Raw genomic sequence first — 1,240 nt, 5'->3', positions numbered from 1 at the left:
GGCCGGGTCAAGAAGACTGTGGCTATATCACTTTTGTTCGGCAGGCTTGACCAATCGCTTGTCCAGTTCGCTGCACGCTTTCTGGATCATGTCTTCAGTGATCGGTACTTCACGCCCATTGGCATCGATAATCGAGCAACCCAGAGACTGGTTTGGCTGAGTGCGGATCACTTGAATCTTGTCTTCGCTGCTGTTTTGCAAGGACATGGCCTGTCTCCTCATCAGGTTGTGTACCTAGTTTAAAACCGCCAGGTGACCGGGCTATGACAACTCCCTGCGATCTTCCCAAGCGGTCACATCAGTCCACCAGAAATTTAAAAACCTTGCCACCCGGACTTTAGACCAATAGCGTCTAGAGACTAGTCGTCGCGGTCATAATTAACCTGACTCATTGTGATTCACAGGGTTCGCCGTCTGACGGTGTAGGCTGTGCTATCAATGGCGTACCTGGATAACTGCAATGCTCTCAGCCCGTCACCGCCGCGCGCTCCGCCTGACCCTGCGTTTTATTGCACCTTATCGCTGGCCAGCCTTCGGCGCCTTGCTTGCGTTGATTGTCACTGCCGGCATTACCTTGTCGATGGGGCAGGGCATTCGCCTGCTGGTGGATCAGGGCTTCATGACCCAGTCACCACACTTGCTCAATCAGTCCATTGGCTTCTTCATGGTGCTGGTGGTGGGACTGGCGATGGGCACCTTCGCGCGTTTTTATCTGGTGTCGTGGATCGGCGAACGCGTGGTCGCGGACATCCGCCGCCAAGTATTCAATCATTTGGTTTATCTACACCCGGGGTTTTACGAAAACAATCGCAGCTCTGAAATCCAGTCGCGGCTGACTGCCGACACCACCTTGCTGCAGTCAGTGATTGGCTCTTCGTTGTCGCTGTTTTTGCGCAATGTGCTGATGGTCATCGGAGGGACTGTGCTGCTATTTATCACCAATCCCAAACTCACCACCATTGTGGTGGTCGCCTTGCCATTGGTCATCGCCCCGATCCTGATTTTCGGCCGCCGGGTGCGCAACCTTTCGCGCCTCAGTCAGGACCGGATCGCTGATATCGGCAGCTACGTCTCTGAAACCCTCAGCCAGATCAAAACCGTGCAGGCCTACAACCATCAAGTTCAGGATGAGCAGCGTTTTGCCGTGACGGTGGAAGACGCGTTCAACACGGCGCGTAAACGCATCTTCCAGCGCGCCTGGCTGATCACGCTGGTGATCGTTCTGGTGCTGGGTGCGGTG

2 protein-coding genes are annotated in these 1,240 nt (G+C 54.8%); one reads left to right on the top strand and one right to left on the bottom strand.

Annotated elements, in window-relative coordinates:
* Positions 1–27: 27 nt before the first annotated feature.
* Positions 28–207 carry a PA1571 family protein gene (locus tag AC1DRJ_RS28340; RefSeq protein ID WP_477805055.1) on the bottom strand — a complete coding sequence of 60 codons (180 nt, stop codon included), beginning with the start codon at positions 205–207 and terminating at the stop codon, positions 28–30.
* Between the two features lie 244 nt (positions 208–451).
* Between AC1DRJ_RS28340 and AC1DRJ_RS28335 the strand changes: the two genes are divergently transcribed.
* The coding region (locus AC1DRJ_RS28335; protein WP_477805056.1) for an ABC transporter transmembrane domain-containing protein at positions 452–1,240 on the top strand (789 nt) is incomplete at its 3' end.

It is taken from the genome of Pseudomonas sp. P5_B2, from assembly GCF_056400445.1.
The sequence above is the reverse complement of the archived record's forward strand: the minus strand, read 5'-3'. Positions and strand labels throughout refer to the sequence as shown.